Source organism: Gloeobacter kilaueensis JS1, assembly GCF_000484535.1.
Lineage (GTDB): Bacteria > Cyanobacteriota > Cyanobacteriia > Gloeobacterales > Gloeobacteraceae > Gloeobacter > Gloeobacter kilaueensis.
The window spans coordinates 3,696,997-3,713,522 of record NC_022600.1 but is presented as its reverse complement, the minus strand read 5'-3'; the positions used below and the strand labels follow the sequence as shown (position 1 = coordinate 3,713,522).

At 62.4% G+C, this 16,526-nt stretch carries 17 protein-coding genes; 12 read left to right on the top strand and 5 right to left on the bottom strand.

The genetic code is table 11. From position 1 onward, the window contains the following. Nucleotides 1-35 precede the first annotated feature (35 nt). On the bottom strand, nt 36-1,019 hold the full coding sequence (hemH, locus tag GKIL_RS17260; protein ID WP_023175085.1) for a ferrochelatase: 984 nt from the start codon (nt 1,017-1,019) through the stop codon (nt 36-38). Nucleotides 1,020-1,086: 67 nt separating this feature from the next. On the opposite strand from hemH, the gene GKIL_RS17255 reads away from it, so the two are divergent. Continuing rightward, nucleotides 1,087-1,614 (top strand): hypothetical protein, encoded by a 528-nt coding sequence (locus tag GKIL_RS17255; RefSeq protein ID WP_023175084.1) that lies wholly within the window; start codon nt 1,087-1,089, stop codon nt 1,612-1,614. Nucleotides 1,615-1,734: 120 nt separating this feature from the next. On the opposite strand, the gene GKIL_RS17250 is transcribed toward GKIL_RS17255, so the two are convergent. Continuing rightward, on the bottom strand, nt 1,735-2,694 hold the full coding sequence (locus tag GKIL_RS17250; protein WP_023175083.1) for a branched-chain amino acid transaminase: 960 nt from the start codon (nt 2,692-2,694) through the stop codon (nt 1,735-1,737). A gap of 193 nt (nt 2,695-2,887) precedes the next feature. Between GKIL_RS17250 and GKIL_RS22950 the strand changes: the two genes are divergently transcribed. Together GKIL_RS22950 and GKIL_RS17240 are read left to right on the top strand one after the other, a co-directional pair. Beyond that, nucleotides 2,888-3,694, top strand: a complete 807-nt coding sequence (locus GKIL_RS22950) for an ElyC/SanA/YdcF family protein (protein ID WP_051382852.1) — start codon at nt 2,888-2,890, stop codon at nt 3,692-3,694. Further along, nucleotides 3,691-4,983, top strand: a complete 1,293-nt coding sequence (locus GKIL_RS17240) for a class I SAM-dependent methyltransferase (protein ID WP_023175081.1) — start codon at nt 3,691-3,693, stop codon at nt 4,981-4,983. The genes GKIL_RS22950 and GKIL_RS17240 overlap by 4 nt, the downstream gene beginning before the upstream one ends. On the opposite strand, the gene GKIL_RS17235 is transcribed toward GKIL_RS17240, so the two are convergent. After that, a complete protein-coding gene (locus GKIL_RS17235) occupies nt 4,967-6,499 on the bottom strand; it encodes a hydantoinase B/oxoprolinase family protein (RefSeq protein WP_023175080.1) in 1,533 nt (510 codons plus the stop codon). The genes GKIL_RS17240 and GKIL_RS17235 overlap by 17 nt on opposite strands. Before the next feature lie 63 nt (nt 6,500-6,562). Between GKIL_RS17235 and GKIL_RS17230 the strand changes: the two genes are divergently transcribed. The 7 genes from GKIL_RS17230 to GKIL_RS17195 all read left to right on the top strand — a co-directional run bounded on the left by GKIL_RS17230 (nt 6,563) and on the right by GKIL_RS17195 (nt 14,036). Continuing rightward, nucleotides 6,563-7,648 (top strand): Get3/ArsA fold putative tail anchor-mediating ATPase NosAFP, encoded by a 1,086-nt coding sequence (locus GKIL_RS17230; protein WP_023175079.1) that lies wholly within the window; start codon nt 6,563-6,565, stop codon nt 7,646-7,648. A gap of 93 nt (nt 7,649-7,741) precedes the next feature. After that, nucleotides 7,742-8,779, top strand: coding sequence for an acyltransferase family protein (locus tag GKIL_RS17225; RefSeq protein ID WP_081705385.1), 1,038 nt, complete (start codon nt 7,742-7,744; stop codon nt 8,777-8,779). A 143-nt stretch (nt 8,780-8,922) separates the two neighbouring features. Continuing rightward, entirely contained in the window at nt 8,923-9,813 is an 891-nt protein-coding gene (locus GKIL_RS17220) for a sigma-70 family RNA polymerase sigma factor (RefSeq protein ID WP_023175077.1), read from the top strand. A gap of 20 nt (nt 9,814-9,833) precedes the next feature. Next, on the top strand, nt 9,834-10,463 hold the full coding sequence (locus GKIL_RS17215; RefSeq protein WP_023175076.1) for a hypothetical protein: 630 nt from the start codon (nt 9,834-9,836) through the stop codon (nt 10,461-10,463). 72 nt (nt 10,464-10,535) lie between these two features. Further along, nucleotides 10,536-11,661, top strand: a protein-coding gene (prfB, locus tag GKIL_RS17205) for a peptide chain release factor 2 (protein WP_144080509.1) whose coding sequence is annotated in 2 segments (ribosomal slippage) — nt 10,536-10,628 and nt 10,630-11,661 — 1,125 coding nt in all. Because the reading frame shifts where the segments join, the coding sequence is not laid out codon by codon here. After that, nucleotides 11,661-13,175, top strand: coding sequence for a uroporphyrinogen-III C-methyltransferase (gene cobA, locus GKIL_RS17200; protein WP_023175072.1), 1,515 nt, complete (start codon nt 11,661-11,663; stop codon nt 13,173-13,175). The genes prfB and cobA overlap by 1 nt, the downstream gene beginning before the upstream one ends. Before the next feature lie 42 nt (nt 13,176-13,217). Then, complete coding sequence (locus GKIL_RS17195; RefSeq protein ID WP_023175071.1) at nt 13,218-14,036, top strand: acyl-CoA desaturase; 819 nt, start codon at nt 13,218-13,220, stop codon at nt 14,034-14,036. 20 nt (nt 14,037-14,056) lie between these two features. Here GKIL_RS17195 and GKIL_RS17190 read toward each other — a convergent pair whose 3' ends face one another. Further along, nucleotides 14,057-14,704 carry a DUF3386 domain-containing protein gene (locus GKIL_RS17190; RefSeq protein ID WP_023175070.1) on the bottom strand — a complete coding sequence of 216 codons (648 nt, stop codon included), beginning with the start codon at nt 14,702-14,704 and terminating at the stop codon, nt 14,057-14,059. A 234-nt stretch (nt 14,705-14,938) separates the two neighbouring features. Next, the gene (locus GKIL_RS17185) at nt 14,939-15,397 is read right to left on the bottom strand and encodes a MarR family winged helix-turn-helix transcriptional regulator (protein WP_245595860.1); all 459 of its coding nucleotides are present in this window, start codon (nt 15,395-15,397) and stop codon (nt 14,939-14,941) included. Between the two features lie 187 nt (nt 15,398-15,584). On the opposite strand from GKIL_RS17185, the gene GKIL_RS17180 reads away from it, so the two are divergent. Continuing rightward, nucleotides 15,585-15,959 (top strand): nuclear transport factor 2 family protein, encoded by a 375-nt coding sequence (locus tag GKIL_RS17180; RefSeq protein WP_023175068.1) that lies wholly within the window; start codon nt 15,585-15,587, stop codon nt 15,957-15,959. Nucleotides 15,960-16,106: 147 nt separating this feature from the next. Continuing rightward, entirely contained in the window at nt 16,107-16,331 is a 225-nt protein-coding gene (locus tag GKIL_RS17175; RefSeq protein ID WP_023175067.1) for a hypothetical protein, read from the top strand. The last annotated feature ends 195 nt before the right edge of the window (nt 16,332-16,526 follow it).

The window sequence follows — 16,526 nt, the reverse complement described above, 5'->3', positions numbered from 1 at the left end:
AGCGACTTTGGTCTGCTCTCGTGGTAGCGGAATCGCTAGCGCGAGTAGACGCCCAGATTCTCGATCACCAGTTCGGCCAGGTCGTCGATAAAGGTTTTACTCACGTTAAGAGCCTTGGCGCGGCGAAAGTCGTGAATACCGGCGGCCTCGGCCACTTCGCGATACTCGATCTCGATTTCTTGCAACGTCTCGATGTGCTCGGAGACAAAGCTCACCGGCACCGCCAGAAGCGAGCGCACCCCCTTTTGGGCCAGCTCGTTGATCGTCTCCTCGGTGTACGGCTTGAGCCATTCGACCGGGCCGACGCGGCTCTGGTAGGCGAGGGAATGGGCATTGGGGCGACCAAGGGCACCCATGACGAGATCGACCGTCTCCTCGGTCTGCCGCTGGTACGGATCGCCGTCTTGATCGACGTAGCTGCGCGGCACGCCGTGGGCCGAAAAAAGAATATGAACCCGATCGGGATCATCGAAGCGATCGAGTCCCTCGCGGACGCGCTCGCCCATCGCCTTGATATAGCCGGGGCGGCTGTACCACGAGTTGATCGCAATCCGTTCGATCGACTTCAGTTGCGCGTCGCGGGCCCAGAGCTGATCGAGTAGCTTGAGGCTCGAACCGGAAGTCGAGATCGAGTACTGCGGGTAAAGGGGCAACAGCACCAGGCGGCGGACGCCGTCCGCTTTGATCTGGCGGACAGCCTCCTCGGTAAACGGATGCCAGTAGCGCATCCCGACGTAGATCTGGGCGTCGAGGCCACGGGAGGCGAGCGCTTTTTTGAGCACCCGCCCCTGCTGCTCGGTCATCGCCCGCAGGGGCGAACCGCCGCCGATCGCCTGGTAGTTGCGGCGCGATTTGGGGGCGCGGGAGGTGGCGATGAGCCAGGCCAGGGGTTTTTGCAGGGGCGCAAAAGGAATGCGGATGATCTCCGGATCGGCGAACAGGTTGTACAGGAAAGGTTTGACATCCTCCTGCCGGTCCGGTCCACCCAGGTTGAGCAACAACACCCCGACTTCTGCCATCTTGGAACCTGTGTACGACGCAACTGCTCAACTAAGCTAGCCTCGTTTCGCCCCTGGGGACAAGCCGATGAGAAGACGACGACCGCTACTGGCCGCGATCAGCGTTGCCGGCGCACTCCTGCTCGCCGCTTTGACCAGTTGGGCGGTGCGCGCCCAAAATAGCAGCCCGGCCCCGCCGCTGCAGGGGGGCGTCGAGAGCGACCAGGGAGAAATTCTTTCGCCCCAGTACAAGCTGGGCCGCGAACTCTACATCAAAAATTGCGGCTACTGCCACATCGCCATTCCGCCGGAAGTTTTCCCAGATGCCACCTGGCGCGAGCTATTGCTCAACTCTTACCACTATGGCCGCGAGGTAAAGCTCGACTTTGCGCCCGAAAAGCTGCTGGTCTGGCAGTACCTGCGCGATTACTCGCGCGGTCTCGAAAAAGACGAGGCGACGCCCTACTATTTTCGCGAGTCGCGCTACTTTCGGGCTCTGCACCCGAAGGTGCCCCTACCCAAGGAGATCAAGGCGGCTTCGTGCAGTCAGTGCCACCCCGGTGCCAGAGATTTCAGCTTTATCCGCCTGAGCGCCGAATGGAACAATCGGCCATAGCTGCCGCCTGAGCGGGCAAATCGACTTGGGGGCAAGCAGGAGATTGCTACTGCTGGCCAGCCTATCAGTGGTAGAGAGTCCAGACCAGAACGATAGGAAAAAAGGACCAATCGTCCCTGTCTACTCCTGCTGGGTAAGCACCGGTGCAGTGGCGGGCGTGAGCCAGTGCAGGTAGTCCGGCAGCCCGGCGCGGACGACCTGGGCGTAGAGCTGGCGCACCGCACGGGTGATCGGCCCCACGCTGCCGTCGGCGATGGCCCGGTGATCGACGCGGGTGACCGGAGCCACCTCCGTCGCCGTGCCGCACAAAAAAAGTTCGTCCGCTGTGTACAGCTCCGTCCGGTCTACCGGGCGGGCTTCGACCGCCAGGCCCAGTTCTTTTTGGGCCAGTTCGATCACCGTGGCGCGGGTGATCCCTTCGAGAATATTGCTGCTTACCGAGGGAGTGATGAGCCTGCCGTCGCGCACCACAAACAGGTTCATCGCACTGCCTTCTGAGACGTGGCCATCGTCTGAGAGCACGATCGCATCGTCGAAACCGGCGAGGGTGGCATCGCTTTTGGCGAGGGCGGTGTTGACGTAGGCACCGTTGACCTTGGCACGGGCCGGGATCATGTTGTCGTCGAGCCGCCGCCAGGAGGAGACACAGACGTGCAGCCCCTTTTCGGTGTCGAGATAGCCGCTCATCGGGGCGCTGAAGAGCAAAAAGTCGTCCTCCGTCTGGGGTGCGACCAGGCTGGGGCCGATTCGCCGGTCCACCTTGTAGACGATCGGGCGCAGGTAGGTGTCCTGGCGGCAACCGTTGCGCGCTACGATCTCAGCGCTCAGCTCGACCATCCGCCGCAGGCCAATCGGGCAGGTGAGTCTGAGGATGCGGCAGCTTTGCAGCAGGCGGCGGTAGTGTTCTTCGGCGCGAAAGACGAACATCGTCTCGCGCTCCGGCACCCAGTAGGCTTTGATGCCCTCGAAGACGGCGGTGCCGTAGAGAAAACTGTGGGTGCGCACGCTGATATTGGCCTGGCTGTCGGGGACGAACTGCCCGTTCAGGTAGACGACGGGTTCGGACACTGGCTGGGTCATAGATGCCTTTTTTAAAGAACAACGGTGGCCTGGGCTGGACCGGACGGTGACTGGAGCGCCGCTTCGCCTTGTACAGTTGCAACCCAGACAGACCGGGGGCGGTACCAGTAGTATTCTCTATAAAATGCCCGTCCAACCGCAAATGCGAGATCAAAGAATTTACATCAGCTGTCCGCACTGCAAGAGTGCGCGGGTGTTTACCCGACGCACCAGCGAGTGGGAGCGGCTCATCTCGCTGGTCCGCCGCGTCAGCTATTTCAAGTGCGGCAACTGCAAGCAAAATTTTGCCCTGGCGCGCTCGCGGCTGGCCGGTAACAGCCGTTCGCGGCGGGCAGGCTGGTTGGGCCTGGGCAGAATGCCGCTGGTGGTCCTGGCCCTGGTTGCCGGTGGGGGCGGCTGGTTGGGCTGGAAGTACTGGTATTATCTGCAGGCAACCCAGCAACCGCCCTCAGCGATCGTCGTGATTGGCGGCGGTGTGCCCCGCGAGATCGCCGCCGCCCAACTCGCCGCCGCTTTGCCGCAGCTGCCTGTGATCGTGAGCGGCGGCAGTCCCCTCGCCTGCCTCTACCAGATCTTCAAGCAGGAGCGCGGCCTCGAATGGCGGCGGGTGAGCGGAGATTACCGCGCCCGCTCGACGCTGACGAACTTCACGACCCTGGTGCCCTATCTTTCAGGCGATCGACCGATCAAGGTGATCGTGGTCACGAGCACCGGCAACTGGCCACGGGCCAAAATTCTCGGCTCGATCGTCTTTGGCAGCCGGGGAATCGCGATCGCTCCGGCCCTGGTGCAGGGAGGCGGCAGTTTGCGCGGCGAATCGCAGACCAAGACCTGGCTGGAGGGAGCGGCGGCCCTGGGCTGGGCCGTATTTGGCGATATCGTCCTGCCGGGGTCGCTTTTTAACAGCCCCGCCCAGGCCAGCGCCATCAAGAGCGCCCCGCAGCCTCGTTGCAGCAGCGGCTATGCCCCGTCCTACCCGACCTACGGCGAAGCGCCATGAACAGCGACGACGACGCCCTGCGCCGCCAGTACGACGCCCTGCCCTATCCGAACGTTCCCTTCGAGCGCACCTGCCGCGACGATCCGAACGCGCTCTATGTCCACAGCCTGATGACAGCCTTTTATCTGTACGACCGGCGCATCGCGGACCCAGCCGGGATGATCATCCTCGACGCCGGTTGCGGCTCAGGCTTCAAGTCCCAGGCGCTGGCGGAGGCCAACCCCGGTGCCCGGATCGTGGGGGTAGATTTTTCAGCCGAATCGATCGCCGTCGCCCGCCGCCGCATCGCCCACCACGGCATCGCGGGCGTCGAATTTCATCACCTGGCGATCGCCGATCTGCCCGAACTGGGACTGCGCTTCGACTACATCAACTGCGACGAGGTGCTCTATCTGGTGCCGGACCCGGCGGGCGTGCTGAACGGTCTCAAGGCCGTGCTCAAGCCTGGGGGCATCCTGCGGGGCAACCTGCACAGTCTGCTGGCGCGTGCCCCATTTTTTCGTGCCCAGGAAGCTTTCCGGCTTTTAGGAATCGAACAGCCGGGACCGAGGGAAGTCAACCAGATCCACGCAATCATGGAGCGGCTGGGTGAGAATACCTATCTCAAAGTCGGTGCCTGGCAGCCCTACTGGCGGCAACAGGAAGATTTTGAGTGGTACGTTTTGAATTTTTTGTTGCAGGGCGACAAGGGCTTTACGACGGTCGATCTGTTTGAGTTGCTGGCTGGGGCGGAGCTGGAACTGTTGGGGATGACCAACGGGGGCGACTGGGATCTGACACTCCTTTTTGATCTGTCCCAGCCGTTGCCGGAGGTGGTGGCTCAGATATTACACAATGGCGATGCAAGGACAAAGTTGCGCCTGTACGAACTGATCCAGGGCAACCACCGGCTGCTCGATTTCTGGTGCGTCCCCAAAAACGCCGCGCTGAGCAAGCCGCCGCTTTTTGCCGGGTGGACGAACGACGATTACCGGAGCGCCTCTATCCGCCTCCATCCCCAGCTCTGCACCCCCAGGCTCAAGGCGGCTCTCATCGAATCGATCGAGGCACATCGGCCCTTCGATCTCAACCTCGACCTCAACTACCCGCGCCGCTCCAGTTCGATCTTGTTTCAGCCGGAGATCGCTGCCTGTCTTCTGCCCCTCTGGGACAGTCCCCAACCGCTGATGCCCTTTATCGTCGAGTGGCTGAACCTGGCTGGCGGCGAACAGGAATCGGGCGTCATCGGAGCGATCATCAAGACGATCGCCGAGTGTGAACAGTTCGCCTACTTCATGGTCGAGAAGTAGCCACCCCCCAGCCGCCGCCCCCCGGCGTCTCGACCCTGATTCGGTCCCCTGGGCGCAACGGGCGGGAAGTCTTGGCGGGGATGGGTTCGCCGTTTAAAAAATTTTCGCCCACCAGGCCGTCGCCCCCCCCGGCGGCCCCGTGTGGAGCGTGCCGCCGCCGGTCGCTCAGCAGCGAGAGCGTGCAGGGTTCGCCCACCACCAGCTCGCGGACGATCCCCAGGCCACCGCGATGAATCCCACCGCCGCCGGAGTGCTCGCGCAGTTCGTAGCGCCGGACGGTGAGGGGAAATTCTAATTCCAGCGCCTCGATCGGCGTATTGAGGGTGTTGCTCATGCCGACGTGAACACCATCGAGGCCGTTGCCTCTGCTACTTGCACCCTGGCCGCCGCCGATCGTCTCGTAGTAGCTGAAGTGGGCGTTGCCGAGGATGAGGTTGTTCATCGTCCCCTGGCCCTGGGCAAGGCCAGGACCGGCGGCATCGGCGAGGGCGAGCATCACCAGATCGGCGATCCGCTGGCTGGTCTCGACGTTGCCTGCCACCACCGCCGCCGGTGGTTGGGCTGCCAGCAGACTGCCCGCCGGTACGATTAACTCCACCGGGGCGAGGGCTCCGTCGTTGGTGGGCAGTTCCGGATCGAGCAGGGCGCGCAGGGCAAAGGCCACCGCCGATCGGGTAACGGCGATCGGGGCGTTGAGGTTGCCCGTTACTTGATCGGCTGTGCCGCTAAAGTCGAGGCGCAGCTTCTCGCCGCTCACGGTGGCCGTGAGTTCCAGGCGAATCTCTGCTTCTGGGCCTTCTAAAAAGTCCACCGCCCGGTAAGTGCCGTCCGGAATTTGGGCGATGCGGCTGCGCAAGCGCCGCTCGGTATAGGCGATCACCGCGTCGATGGCCGCCATCAGCTTTTCGTCTCCCCGCTCCACAGCCAGTTGCACCAGCCGCACCGCCCCCAGAGCCCCCGCCGCCACCTGGGCGCGCAGATCGCCCAGCCGCTGCTCCGGTTGGCGCACGTTGGCCAGAATCAGCCGCAACAGGTGCGCCTCCAGTCCGTCTTCGGTCCCGATGCGCACCGGCGGCAAGATCAGTCCTTCTTGAAAGATCTCGGTCGAATCGGCGGGCATCGAACCGGGGCGCATCCCGCCCACGTCGCTGTGGTGCGCCCGCGAGACGGCAAAGCCCAGGATGTCGCCGGGCCGCTCCGGATGGGCAACAACCGTCACCAGTGTCCAGTCCGGCAGGTGCGAGCCGCCCGCAAACGGGTCATTCAATAGCCAGATCTCCCCCGCTGCCGGCCCCATAGAGCGCACCGCCGCCACCGCCGCCGCCAGCGCTCCCAGATGCACAGGAATCGCCGCTGCCTGGGCGATATTGCGGCCCTGGGCATCAAAAAGGGCCGTCGAGCAGTCGCGCCGCTCTTTAATATTCGAGGAGTAAGCCGCCCGGATGAGCCTGGCCATCATCTCCTCGGTGATCCCCGCCAGGGCGTGGACTGTCACTTCCAGTTCGATTGCATCCACAGCGGCTTGTCCTCGGTGGCCAGACTCATGGTAGTACGATGGTTCAGAACGCTGGGGATCCTGATGGCGCGAGTTCTTTCACTGCTGGGTAAAGGCGGCGTTGGCCGCAGCACACTGACACTGGCGATGGCCCGCACCGAGGCCAGGCGCGGGCGGCGGGTGCTCGTCGTAAGCCTGGAGCCGGTGAGTGCGGTCGGTCTTTTGCTCGACACCCGCCTCAGCCCGGAACCTATCGAAGTCGAGCCGCAACTTTCGGTGGTCCACTTCAGCACCACCGCCTTGATAGAGCGCAACTGGAACCGGCTGCGCTCCGCCGAAGAAGAATACTCCCGCATTCCGCTGTTTCGCGAAGTCTACGGCCAGGAACTGGGGGTTCTGCCGGGCCTCGACCAGCTTCTGGTGATGTCGTCGCTGCGCGATTACGACCTGAGCGGCCAGTACGACCTGATCTTTTTTGACGGCGGCGCAGCCCTCGATCAGCTGCGCATGTTCGCAGTTCCCGAGCAACTGAGCTGGTATATCCGCCGCTTTGGCGAAGCCTTCGCCAGATCGGCAATTGGCCAGGTACTTTCGCCTTTTATCGAGCCCATCACCCGCGCCATCCTCACGGTCAACTTCTCTACCGAGAGCGTGCGGGCGACTACGGGCCGCTTCAGCGACATCCTCAACGAGGGCAAGGCGGTGATGCAAAATCCCGAGCGGCTGCTTCTGTATCTGGTGAGCACCGCCGACCCACTCGCCATCGCCACTACCCGCCAGCTCTGGGGCATCAGCCAGCTGTTGGGCTTCAACGTCGGGGGGGCGCTGGTGCGCGGTGACGCCGACTGGAAGGAGGCGTTCGCTCCGCTACCGGTGCGCGCCATCCCCGAGGCCGCCATAGCCGATCTGCCCGCCGCCCTTGAGGGGCTTGCCACCGTCGATGGCGCTGCCTTTCCCAAACCGCTTCAAATCGACGAGCGAGCGCGCACGGTGCGCATCTTTTTGCCGGGCCTCACCAAAAAACAGGTCGAACTCAACCAGTACGGTCCCGAACTCACCCTGCGCGCCGCCGATCAGCGCCGCAACGTCGATCTGCCGGCGAGTTTTCGGGGCTTGCGGGCAAGCGGTGCCAAATTTCAGGATCATTACCTCACCGTCACCTTTGGCTAGCTGCCTGTGACCGCTACCACCCCCGCCCGGTCTCCTGCCCACACCGCCCGCCTGCACTCACTCGATGTCTTTCGAGGGATCGCCATCGCTGCGATGGTCCTGGTCAACAATCCGGGCGACTGGGATCACGTCTATCCGCCCCTCTTGCACTCTGAGTGGAACGGTTGCACGCCGACGGATCTGGTCTTTCCGTTTTTTTTGTTCATCGTCGGAGCGGCGATGGCCTTCTCGTTCGCCCGCTACGAGGGGCGGCGGGCGGATGCGGGCACGTACCTGACCATCCTGCGTCGAACGGCGATTCTTTTTGGCCTGGGGCTGCTGCTCAACGGTTTTCCTTTTTATAACCTCGCCACCCTGCGGATCCTGGGGGTGCTGCAGCGCATCGCCCTCGCCTACCTGCTCGCCTCGCTCGTCGTCTTAAATTGTTCGCGCCATCGGCAGTGGTTGGTGACAGCCGGGCTATTGGTGGGCTACTGGCTTGTAATCCGATTTGTCCCGGTACCCGGCGGCATCGCCGGAGATTTAAGCCCGGCGGGGAACCTGGGCGCGTACCTCGACCGGCTCCTGTTGGGCACCAGCCACCTCTACCTCAAGGGCCGCTTCGACCCGGAGGGGCTGCTGGGAACCTTGCCGGCGACGGCGACGGTGTTCATCGGTTACCTGAGCGGTCACTGGCTGCGCGGCCAGCCGCGCCGGACGCGCACCAGCTTGATCCTGGCGGGAGCCGGGGGGGTGCTGATACTCGCCGGTTGGGGCTGGGGACAGTTTTTCCCCATCAACAAGTCCCTCTGGACCAGTTCCTACGTGCTCCTGACTTCTGGCTGGGCGCTGGGGCTAGTGGCAGCGTGTTTCGAGCTGGTCGAAGTGAGAGGTGGCAGGCGCTGGGGCTGGCCCTTCGAGGTGCTGGGACTGAACGCGATCTTTCTTTTTGTCGGTTCGGGGCTGGTGGGCCGGGTTCTCAAGTACACCCATATTGGCGATCTCACTGCCGGACGCTGGCTGTACGAACATCTTTTTGCTCCCTGGACCACACCGGTAAACGCCTCCCTCGCCTACGCGCTGGCGACGGTCGCCCTCTGGTGGCTGGTGCTCTGGGTACTTTATCGCCGCCAGTGGTTCTTGAAGGTGTAACCCGGCGTAACGAAAAGTGCAGCCTCTGAAACGTACACTTGATGTCACACTAAGATCACAGACATACCCCGCAGGACAGATCCAGGCGATGAGCCGCTTTTTTGCTTAAAGCCGGTTGTCCGTGTACCTAGAAGCGCTTGACCATGCAGAACCTTCGCCTGATCGATCCCGACCAACCGGATGTCAGCGAGTCCCACTCGACTAACAGAAGGTCACAGGCCCAGCGCCTGGTTCGCCAGTGGCACAAGCTGGCGGCTGATGCCGGCAGCCTCGACAGCCCAAGGGCAAAGTCGCTGATGGCGGACATCCTCAGACTGTGTGAACCTCTGGTTCGCCAGTTCTTTCTGCAGATGCTCGCCGAGGACAGCCTGAGCGAACTCGACGATCTGATCAACATCACCCTGTCCCGCGTGGAGAACAAGTTGATAACCTACGACAGTTCCAGAAGTGCCTTTGAAAGTTGGGTCAAGTACCAGTGTGTACGGCCCATCTTCAAGCAGCACCTCGAAGAAATAGGTTATCGCACGATCAAGCTCGAACCCTACATTGCGGTTCTGCAGTCCCGGCTCGCGGGAACCTTCCCATCGCCGCCCACCAACTTGATTGGCCGGCTGGTGCAGGGGCTCGAAGATGCCCAGGTGCGTCCTGAACTGGCCAAGATGCGCCAGATGCTCAACGCTGGCCGCAAGGTGATCTTGCGCCGCGATCCGAGGCTCGTACCGGCGCTGTCGCTCAACTGCCCGATCCGCCCCGGCAACGGCGACGAAGAGTACTTCGATATTGCTGCTGCCCCCCAGATCCGCGACATGGAAGAAGCGTGCCGCAAGGCGCTGCACGAGAGCCTCTCCTATCTCACCGCCGGTGAGCGCATGGTCATCCTCGGCCTGTTCTTTGCCAACCGCTCGCGCAAGGAGCTGGCGGAGGAGGCAGGAATTAGCTCCGCCCGCGTCTCGCAGCTTTTGCAGCAAGGCTACAAGCGCCTGCGGGAAGTCCTCGGCCCTGCTTTTTTCCGTGACTGTGTGCCCGACGCCTAACCTTACCCTGGTCAAGAGCTATGTCCAACGCTGAAGATAAAAAAATCGACGAGCGCCTCGAGCGTGCCCTGCCGAGCCTGCTTACCTATCACCCCTATGATTATCAGCGCGATATCGCCGCCTTCCGCGACGAGGAAGAGGCGCTCGACCAGGAGATAGACCGGGTTTGGGAAAAGGCAGTAGAGCGTCAGGCAGTCCCTGTGCGCACGGCCCGCTTCCCGCAGTGGTGGGGAGCGGTGGCCGCTGGTTTTGTCGCTGCTGCCGGTCTGGCGGGAGTGCTCATGCTGGGCCGCTCGCCCTCGACGCCCAATACCGGCACCGCGCTGACCCTGCCCAACCCGGCTGCCCAGTTCGATCAGCTCCTGGCTGCCGAGCTGCGCAAACAGTGGCAGCCCGATCGCACCGCGACCGGCGACAAAGCGGTTTTGAGCGCCCGCCTGGTGCCCGGCCCTGACGGGCTCGCGAAGAGCGTCGAATGGCAGCTGGTTCACTCCTCCGGCGACGCCCAGACCGACCGCTTGGTTCTCGAAAGTGCCAGACGCACCAGCGCAGCCGGTACCTTCGATCGGCTGCGGCTCACCCAGCCCAGGACGCTGCTTGCCAGCTTCGAGCCGGCCACCGGCAAGGTGAGTGTCTCCGATCTGCCCTAGCTCTCGCCTGGGTTAGGATGGCTGGATAGGACCATCACCGGGAGCCTGCATTCTGTGAGCGAAAAGTCAGATATTCTCGAAAGCAAGCCGGGCCGCGACAGCAGCCAGCTCAAGCGCACCGTCGAAGAACTCACTGCGCGCCTGGGTAAAACCCAGGACTATCTTTGAGGTCGATCAGCGCCAGCTGCGCATCGCTGCCCTCGAACAGCAGGCCAGTGCTCCCGGCTTCTGGGACAACCAGGCTGCAGCCCAGAAAACCCTTCAAGATCTCAATAACCTCCGGCAGCCCCTCGAACAGTTTCAGCGCTGGCAAAAAATGCTCGCTGACATCGAGGCGGTCCTGGAGCTGGTGCAGGAAACCGGCGACGAGTCGCTCTTGCCCGAAGCCGACAGCAGTGTTGCCGATCTCAGCGAGCAGCTCGATCGCTGGGAGCTGGAGCAACTTTTGAGCGGCCCCTACGACGAGCGGGGGGCGATCTTGGCGATCAATGCCGGAGCGGGGGGCACCGACGCCCAGGACTGGGCAGAGATGCTCTTGCGCATGTATACCCGCTGGGCAGAGCGCCAGGACTATAAAGTGCATCTATTGGAACTCTCCGAAGGGGAGGAGGCGGGCATCAAGTCGGCCACCCTCGAAATCGATGGCCGCTACGCCTACGGCTACCTTTCGGCGGAAAAGGGCACCCATCGCCTGGTGCGCATCTCGCCTTTTAACGCCAACGACAAGCGCCAGACCAGCTTCGCAGGCGTCGAGGTCATGCCCGTCATCGACGATTCGGTGAACATCGAGATTCGGCCCGAGGACATCGAGATCGATACTTTCCGTTCCGGCGGCAAGGGCGGTCAGAACGTCAACAAAGTCGAGACGGGCGTGCGGATCACCCACAAGCCCACCGGCATCGCCGTGCGCTGCACCCAGGAGCGCGCCCAACTGCAAAACCGCAACAAGGCGATGGAGATGCTCAAGGCCCGCTTGCTCGTGCTCGAAGAAGAAAAGCGCCAGCAGCGACTGAGCGACATCCGGGGCGAGGCGGTCGAGGCGGCCTGGGGCAATCAGATCCGCTCCTACGTCTTCCATCCCTACCAGATGGTCAAAGACCTGCGCACCGAGGAGGAGACTTCAGATGTGACCGGCGTCATGAACGGCAGGCTCGAACCGTTTATCGAGAGTTACCTGCGCCGCCAGCGCCGCCTCTGATGACAGGCCGGGTCTTTGTGGTCGGAGCCGGACCGGCGGGAGCTGCCTGTCTTACCGTCCGCGCCCAGGCTGTCTTAGCGGTGGCCGATGTCGTCTTCTACGACGAACTCATCGAGCCGGACCTGCGCCAGATCGCCCCTGCCGCCGAATGGATAAGCGTCGGCTGGCGCGCTGGTAGGGCTGCCACCGACCCGGCTGAGACGGGCCGCTTGTTGGTCGAACACTGGCGGGCGGGCCGGAGTGTGGTGCGCCTCAAGGCGGGTGATCCCCTCGTCTTTGGCCGCGCCGTGGCTGAGCTGGAAGTGTTGCACCAGGCCGGCTGCGCTTTTGAACTCGTGCCAGGTGTCAGCTCTGCCCTCGCCGCCCCGCTTTTTGCCGGTATTCCGATTACCGACACAGCCCTCAGTTCGCACTTCTGCGTGCTCACGGGCCACGACTTTGAGACATTGCCCTGGCAGGCTCTGGCTCGTATCGACACGCTCATCATCTTGATGGGGATGCGCCGCCTGGGAGCAATCGCCGAACGGCTGATGGATCTGGGCCGCCCGGCAGCAATGCCCGTTGCAGTTATCTTCTGGGCCGGGCGGCCCGAGCAGCACACGATCGTGGGCACCCTGGAGACGATCGCCGATCTCGCCGGTTCCACCGCCGACCCGGCGGTGATCGTCGTCGGTCCCGTCGTCCGCTACCGCGAGCGCTTTGGCTGGTCTGAGCGCCGGGCGCTCTCGGGCTACCGCATTCTCGTCACCCGTGCCGCCGATCAAGCTTCGAGCTTTAGCGCCCAACTTAGCGAGCGCGGCGCAGCTGTCGTCGAACTGCCCGCCCTGGTCGTCACCGCTCCGACCAGTTGGCAGGGGCTCGACCGGGCGATCGAGAATCTCAGAAACTACCGCTGGTTGCTGCTTACCTCAGCCAACGGCGTCAATGCCTTTTTCGATCGCCTCGCCCACCACTACCTCGACCTCCGTGCCCTGGCAGATACACGGGTAGCTGTCGTCGGCCCCAGGACCGCCCAGGTGGCCCGCGCTCGGGGGCTTATGCCCGATTTCATGCCCGGCGAGTTCGTCGCCGACAGCCTGCTCGCTGATTTTCCAGAGCCACAGAAGCTGGCGGGTGAGCAGGTATTGTTCGTGCGCGTCGAGTCGGGGGGCCGCGAGGCGATCACCGCACAATTTCGGCAGTGGGGGGCACTCGTAGACGAAGTGGCGGGTTATGCCACCGGCTGCCCCGAGCAGGTCGATCCTGCCGCCCTTGCCGCCCTCAAATCGGGCAGCATCGACTACGTGACTTTTGCCAGCGCCAAGACCGTCCGGCATTTTGCCCGGCTGCTGGGCGGGGAAAATCTCGAAGATCTGCTCAAAACGGTCCGGCTCGCTTCGATCGGACCCCAGACCAGCATCGCCTGCCGGGAGGTGCTGGGCCGGGTCGATCTTGAGGCAAAAGTCTTTACTCTTGATGGCCTGATCCACGCGATCGAAGCCGACGCTGGCTCTGCGGCCAGCGGGGATGGATGATATCCTACAAAAGGTTCAAAACAAAACTTTACCGTGGAGCCTATGACCGCTCAGAGCCCATCCGCGCAGACCGCCCCCGTCTCCTGGAGTTTTGCCGGGTTTATTACTGCGATTCACATCGGTGCAATCGTCGCTCTTTTTCACTTTTCCTGGCAGGCTCTGGCGGTAGCGCTCTTTTTGCACTGGGTCACAGGCTGCCTCGGCATTACGCTCTGCTTCCACCGGCTACTCACCCACCGGGGTTTTAGCCTGCCGAAGCCGCTGGAATACTTTCTGGCCCTCCTGGGCACCCTCAGCCTGCAGGGTGGCCCGATCATGTGGGTGGCCCACCACCGCGTCCACCATGCCCACTCCGACCACGAGGGCGACCCCCACGATTCGAGCCGGGGCTTCTGGTGGAGCCACATGGGTTGGCTATTTTTTATGCCCGAGGAGCGGATCAACTTTGATCACTACTCGCGCTACGCCAAAGATCTTGCCCGCGATCCGGTCTATCGTTTTCTCGATCGCAATATGCTCGCCCTGCAGCTGGTACTCGCCCTCGGGCTTTACTTGTTGGGCGGCTGGGACTTTGTGCTCTGGGGCATCTTCGTGCGGCTGGTGCTGGTCTTTCATTGCACCTGGCTCATCAACTCGGCCTGCCACCAGTGGGGCTACCGCAGCCACCAGACCGACGATCGTTCGACGAATCTCTGGTGGGCGGCGCTGCTCGCCTACGGCGAGGGCTGGCACAACAACCACCACGCCATGCCCCGCTCGGCCCGCCACGGCCTCGCCTGGTGGGAGGTCGATGTCACCTGGTACATCATCTGGACCCTGAGCAAGCTGGGCCTTGCCCGCAATGTCCAGTTGCCGACCTGAACTTCCCAGGGCAGAAGCGCCTAAAGCGCTCTCAAGTTCGTAAAGCGAATGTCGGTCACCGTCGAGGTGTCGCCCTCGCGGCTGTGGACCACCTGCCTTGTCATCACCCAGTAACCGCCCCATTCTTCGTAAGCGTCTTCGAACTTGCGCTGGGCCGTAATTTCGCCGGTTTGAGCGTTGCGGAAGACGGCGTTGTAGGCGGTCGAGATGTAGCCCTGGGGAGTGTCGATCTTGTCGAGGTGGTTGATCGTGAAGGCCATCCGTCCCATCGTCCGCGACACCTGGACGACTTGATTGTCGCGCAACTTGTAGTGCGAGCCCATCGCGTCGCCGCTCACCGTCACCGGCACCGCCCCGCTCTCGTCGGCTTCACCGTCGAAGCTGAAGGTGTGCTTGCTGTGGGCAGTGTCAAAGCTGGAGCGCTTGCGGTGGACGACTACGTCTTTGAGCTGGTTGTAGAGCCATTCTTGTGCCTTGGGGTCGTCTGTGTTGACCTCGACGCTCAGATCTTTGTGGATAGCGCAGGTGCCGGTGTAAGTCTGGCCAGCGAGGACCAGCACAAAATCTGCCGCAAAGCCGGGAAAGTTCTCATCCCAGGTGTAGCGATTTTCGTAGGCCGCCTTAAATAGAGCGGCGGCGGAGGGCTTGCTCTGCAGTTCGGTGCTCACAGGGTTCTCCTCGACAATTTTCGACAACAGTCGCCATAGTGGCATACTCCCAGCCCGAAGTGCTATGCACCGCCGTCGCTGAGTGTCGAGTAACAAATTATTTGGGCTCTTACGCGCTTTTGGTGAAGCAGGAAGAGCAGTACCTTTTGACAGCGGAGATGATAGTCTTCCGTGCCTCTGGAGGCGGTCGTGGACATCCTTGTATCCCGTTGCCAGGGGTCAGTCCCCGGGATTTCAACAGCTGTGAGATCCTTCCTCTGCACTTGCAAGACGGTCGAGGTTGGCAATCAGCCGGGTGAGCAGGGCGATGAACTGGGCCGCTTCCGCTTCTGTGAAGCCGCTCAAGGCTTCGCCGTTGCCCTCGAACAGCATCTGGCAGGCGTTGGGCAGGCGCGTTCGGGCAGCCTCGGTCAACAAGATGCGGCTGCTGCGTCCGTCCTCCGGGTCGGGCGCGCGCGAGATGAGACCGTTGCGCTCCATGCGGGCAAGCATCTGCGCCATCGAGGGCTGCTCGATGCGGGCGAAGCGAGCCAGGTCCCGCTGCGTGTCGGCCTGTCGGCTCTGAAGCGCGACAAGTACCGGAAGCTGACCGACCCCGAATCCCAGGGGCTTGAGGCGTGCCTCGCTCAAACGAGCAAATAGCCGCGCCGCCAGACTGACCAGATGCCCTGGCGTCGAAAGCACGGCCAGCATTGATTCTTCCCCTTGCATAGGCACCTATCTTGCTATATAGTTGCCTATGTAATAGCACGAACCGGGGCGGGTGGTAAGCAGCTACCCCTGCTTTCTTGACCGACGGGCTGGTCGAGCTAATAGGGCCAGCCTGAGTAACCTGTGCAAAATCCACTTGCCTCACATCCTATCGACGGAGCAAACCTCAATGGACACGGATACCCTCAAGAGCCTTTACAACCGCTTCAACGCCAGGGACATCGACGGCGTCCTTGCTACAGTTGCCGACGACGTCGTCTGGGCCAACGCAATGGAAGGCGGCTACGTTCACGGTCGCGAGGCCATTCGGGAATACTGGACACGCCAGTTCGCTATCGTCAGTCCGCGCATCGAGCCGGTGAAGTTCGAGCAGGCTGCGGACGGGTCGATTGTGGTGATGGTCCAGATGTCGGTGCGCGATCTCGAAGGCAGGCCGCTGCAGGACCAGACCCACGGGCTGCACGACAAGTTGGTCGGGCACGTCTTCCACTTCCAGGAAGGCAAGATCGTCCGCTTCGACACTCAAGACGTTCCCCAGGCGTAGCGACAGGTGCCCATAGAGACCTGAGATGCTCTTGCCGGGGTGAAGGTGGTCCAAGTGCTGTACCTACCGAATGCATTCAGCTCATCTGAGCTTAGAATTGCAGGTCTTGCCTGAACTGGCAATCCGGAGGTTGTCAATATCTGAGGAATGCTTGCGGAAGCAGTGCTGCTGAAGGCCGTCCAGGCTGCACCAATCGGATGGCACATCCCGAACTGGGTGAAGTTCCAGGCAAGAGGCAGTAGCTTGTCGCTCCTGCAAGATCACCCCACCCCCCGAAAATTGATGGCCTTCGACCTGCGTCGAGTGGCGGTGGTGCACAATCTGCACGCGCTGGCCCGGCAGGAAGCGGTCAGGGTTTTACAAGTGGCTTAGGTTCTGGACCGGTGCTCTAGCTCATAGTGCATTCACAGCGATCACAAGCTCATCTTGCAAAGAGCGCAACTCCAACTAAGTAATGGCGTACCAAACTTTACACTCTGATAGGTTGCTGAGAATCTAATGATGACTTACGGTCAGTCCAGGCACTATTGTATCTGCTAATCATAAAATCGCGGTTGAGGACTATGG

Bases quoted from the DNA above. Each gene is read 5' to 3' on its own strand.
- GKIL_RS17175 (WP_023175067.1), top strand. From the start codon at position 16,107: ATGCTTGCGGAAGCAGTGCTGCTGAAGGCCGTCCAGGCTGCACCAATC.
- GKIL_RS17250 (WP_023175083.1), bottom strand. From the start codon at position 2,694: ATGACCCAGCCAGTGTCCGAACCCGTCGTCTACCTGAACGGGCAGTTC.
- GKIL_RS17240 (WP_023175081.1), top strand. From the start codon at position 3,691: ATGAACAGCGACGACGACGCCCTGCGCCGCCAGTACGACGCCCTGCCC.
- hemH (WP_023175085.1), bottom strand. From the start codon at position 1,019: ATGGCAGAAGTCGGGGTGTTGTTGCTCAACCTGGGTGGACCGGACCGG.
- GKIL_RS17215 (WP_023175076.1), top strand. From the start codon at position 9,834: ATGTCCAACGCTGAAGATAAAAAAATCGACGAGCGCCTCGAGCGTGCC.
- GKIL_RS17180 (WP_023175068.1), top strand. From the start codon at position 15,585: ATGGACACGGATACCCTCAAGAGCCTTTACAACCGCTTCAACGCCAGG.
- GKIL_RS17225 (WP_081705385.1), top strand. From the start codon at position 7,742: ATGGTCCTGGTCAACAATCCGGGCGACTGGGATCACGTCTATCCGCCC.
- GKIL_RS17185 (WP_245595860.1), bottom strand. From the start codon at position 15,397: ATGCTGGCCGTGCTTTCGACGCCAGGGCATCTGGTCAGTCTGGCGGCG.
- cobA (WP_023175072.1), top strand. From the start codon at position 11,661: ATGACAGGCCGGGTCTTTGTGGTCGGAGCCGGACCGGCGGGAGCTGCC.
- GKIL_RS17220 (WP_023175077.1), top strand. From the start codon at position 8,923: ATGCAGAACCTTCGCCTGATCGATCCCGACCAACCGGATGTCAGCGAG.
- GKIL_RS17255 (WP_023175084.1), top strand. From the start codon at position 1,087: ATGAGAAGACGACGACCGCTACTGGCCGCGATCAGCGTTGCCGGCGCA.
- GKIL_RS17195 (WP_023175071.1), top strand. From the start codon at position 13,218: ATGACCGCTCAGAGCCCATCCGCGCAGACCGCCCCCGTCTCCTGGAGT.
- GKIL_RS17230 (WP_023175079.1), top strand. From the start codon at position 6,563: ATGGCGCGAGTTCTTTCACTGCTGGGTAAAGGCGGCGTTGGCCGCAGC.